Raw genomic sequence first — 3,154 nt, 5'->3', positions numbered from 1 at the left:
CATCGTGATGTCCTGGCTGATCACCCTGCCGGCGGGCGCCGGCCTCTCGATCCTGTTCTTCTTCATGTTCAAGGGCATCTTCGGCTAGGCTGCAGCGCCTAGCGCCTAGCGCCTAGCGCCTAGCGCCTAGCGCCGAGCGCCTAGCGCCGAGCGCCAAGCGAAGGCCCGCCATGCCGCGGGCCTTCCTGTGTCTGGCGGTGGTGCCGTCGATTTCGCGGCTCTGCTATTCTCGAACGTCCGCTCAACACTCAGATATCCGCTGCCGGAGAGAGGTGCCTTGGACACTCGTTTCCCCTTCGTCGACTGGTTCCGCAACTCGTCGCCCTATATCAACGCCCATCGCGGGTGCACCTTCGTCATCCTGATCGAAGGCGAGGCCATGGCGCGAGGTCGAGGGGAACAGCTGATCCAGGACCTGGCGCTGCTGCACACCCTGGGCGTGCGCCTGGTGGTGGTGTTCGGCATTCGCCCCCAGGTGCAGCAGGCCCTGGATGCCGTCGGCGTCGCGCCGGACCTGCATTTGGGGCGCTGGATCGCCGATGAGGCGGTGATGGGTTGCATCGAGCGGGTCGCCGCCGAACAGCGCCTGTGGCTGGAGGCGCGGCTCTCGCTGGGGCTGCCCAACACCCCCATGCACGGCGTCGAGCTTACCGCGGTCTCCGGCAACCTGGTGATGGCCAAGCCGCTGGGCGTGCGCGAGGGGGTCGATTTCAACCGCAGCGGCGAGGTGCGGCGGGTGCGCGCCTCGGCCATCCAGGGCTTGCTGGAGCGGGGCTCGCTGGTGGTGCTGCCGCCGCTGGGCTTCTCCAGCACCGGCGAGGTCTTCGACCTCAACGCTTCCGACGTGGCGCAGCATGCCGCCATGGCGCTGGGTGCCGACAAGCTGATCCTGCTCGGCGAGGCGAGCGGGCTGTTCGACCAGAGCGGCCAGATGCAGCGCCAGCTGACGCCCGCCGAGGCGGAACCGCTGCTCGGCCAGGCCGAGCCCGGCAGCGAGCTGGCCCGACACCTTGAGGCCGCCTGCCAGGCCGCCCGCCACGGGGTGGCCCGCACCCACCTGCTCTCCTGGCACGACCACGATGCCCTGCTCGGCGAGCTGTTCACCCGCGACGGGGTGGGCACCATGATCACCCAGCACCGCTACGAGCAGCTGCGCCCGGCGGAACTGGCCGATATCGGGGGCCTGCTCGAGCTGCTCGAGCCGCTGGAGCGGCGCGGCATGCTGGTGCCACGCTCCCGCGAGCGCCTCGAGCACGAGATCGACGACTACCTGGTGATCGACCGCGACGGCATGATCATCGGTTGTGCCGCTCTGCACACCTTCGACGAGGCCGAGATGGGCGAGCTGGCCTGCGTGGCGGTGCATGCGGACTATCGCGGCGGCAGCCGCGGCGATCTGCTGCTGGCCGAACTCGAGCGCCGCGCCCGGCGCCTTGGCCTCGCCTCGCTGTTCGCCCTCACCACCCATACCACTCACTGGTTCTTCGAGCACGGCTTTCGCTTGGCCGACATCGAGGTGCTGCCGCCGCTCAAGCGCGACACCTACAACCACGCCCGCAAGTCGAAGATCCTGGTCAAGACGCTGGCCGGCGGGCGTCGCTGAGGCGCCACGCGCGCTCCCTGCAGCCCTCGCCGCGGCGGGGGCTGTCGCTTTCTCGCGTCGCCAGGGAGTCGGCTGTCTTGAAATGGCTACGCTGCAAGCGCCTGATTATTCAATAAATTAAAATTGATCAGGGAAAGCTGTCGGCGAATGGCAACGAAAATGGCCATCATTTTCCCCGTCGAGCCCCTCAGTCTCGCCCCACGGCCATCCCGCCATGGGTTTTGGTTTTTTAAATACCTGATTTTTAAGTATATGATTGTTTTTTGGCACGCATTTGGCAATGTTCTGGGTGAGCAACGGAAGCGGTTCACTACGGCTCGAACCGCTTTCGATCGCCCCAGGGGCCAGGCAATCACTGCCCTGTGCGCCCGGCCCCCGAGGCGATCAGCGTCTGCTCCTAGCGATGTGTGACTCTAGGTTGCGATGAGACGGGTACCGACGCAGTCAAGGACGTGTACCTCTCAGGGCAAGGATGCCCCGGCATGGATGCCTCTCCCCCCTCGGGGGGATCGAATCGCGCAGCATCGCCATCGGCCCGGCCGAGGCGGTGGTGCCAGGAACGAAGCGGGGTGGTTCGCCGCCCGCATGGGGAGCCAGCCCCTGGTGGTAGATGGCTCGACATGGCTTCGGGGCTTCGGCCCATGGAAAGCGCGGCAGGCGGACCGACCAGGCGGCCGACTGGCACACTTTCCAGACCCTTCAGTTCCCTGCGTATTCAGGCCGGCTCTGCCGGCCTTTTTTTTATCCCGTGCGCTGGGCGAGTGAGTGCAGGTCGGGGACCGCATCGGTTGGCAACACAGAATCTGGTATCATAAAGGGCGTTACGATGGCGGCTTCACCGGCTCCCCTGCCACCCACTCTCCTGCAAAGAACGTTGGCCATGACCACCCGTGTGTCGCGTCGCTGGCGCCCTCGCTCCCTGCTGCAACTCGTGCTGCTCGCCTTTCTCGTCGTCATGCTGCCGCTGGCCGTGCTGATGTTCCAGGCCGGCCAGGCGCTGTCCGAGCTGTCGCGGCTGGCCGATGTCAGCGCCCGCCAGGCGGTGGAGGAGACCCGCCGTGCCCGTACCCTGGGTGCCCTGGCGCTGGAGATCGAGCGCAGCGCTCGCCAGTACGCGGTGGTGGAGCAGGAGAGCCTGCTCGAGATCTACGCCGAGCGCCTCGAGGAGTATCGCCTGCTGCTGGCCCAGCAGCGCGAGCTGCTGCCCGACGACCCCGATATCACCGCGCTGGAGTCGCTGCTGGGGGTGCTGGAGGGGCTGCCCGACCTACCCGTCGAGACCTTCCAGGAGCGGCTGGGGGTCTTCCCCCTCTTCGCCGAGCGCACCGAAGCGATGCGCCGCGCCACCAACCGCCATATCGACCGTCGCATCGAGACCATCCGCGAGCGCGCCGGGGCCGTGCAGACCCGGCTGTGGGTACAGACCGGGGCACTGGTCTCGGCGAGCCTCGCCCTGATGCTGCTCTTCTCCTGGCTGATCATCCGCCCGGTGCGCCAGCTCGAGCGGCGCATCCTCGGCATCGGCAGCGGCACGCGTCCCGAGCCGACCCG

Annotated in this window: 1 protein-coding gene and 1 pseudogene; both read left to right on the top strand. The window is 67.4% G+C overall.

The features are described 5' to 3' along the window. Positions 1-277 precede the first annotated feature (277 nt). On the top strand, positions 278-1,603 hold the full coding sequence (argA, locus tag J5F18_RS18725; RefSeq protein ID WP_346300032.1) for an amino-acid N-acetyltransferase: 1,326 nt from the start codon (positions 278-280) through the stop codon (positions 1,601-1,603). 880 nt (positions 1,604-2,483) lie between these two features. Next, a pseudogene (locus tag J5F18_RS18720) lies at positions 2,484-3,154 on the top strand (two-component sensor histidine kinase); the annotation flags it as partial.

The sequence above is a fragment of the Halomonas sp. BM-2019 genome, from assembly GCF_017584085.1.
The sequence above is the reverse complement of the archived record's forward strand: the minus strand, read 5'-3'. Positions and strand labels throughout refer to the sequence as shown.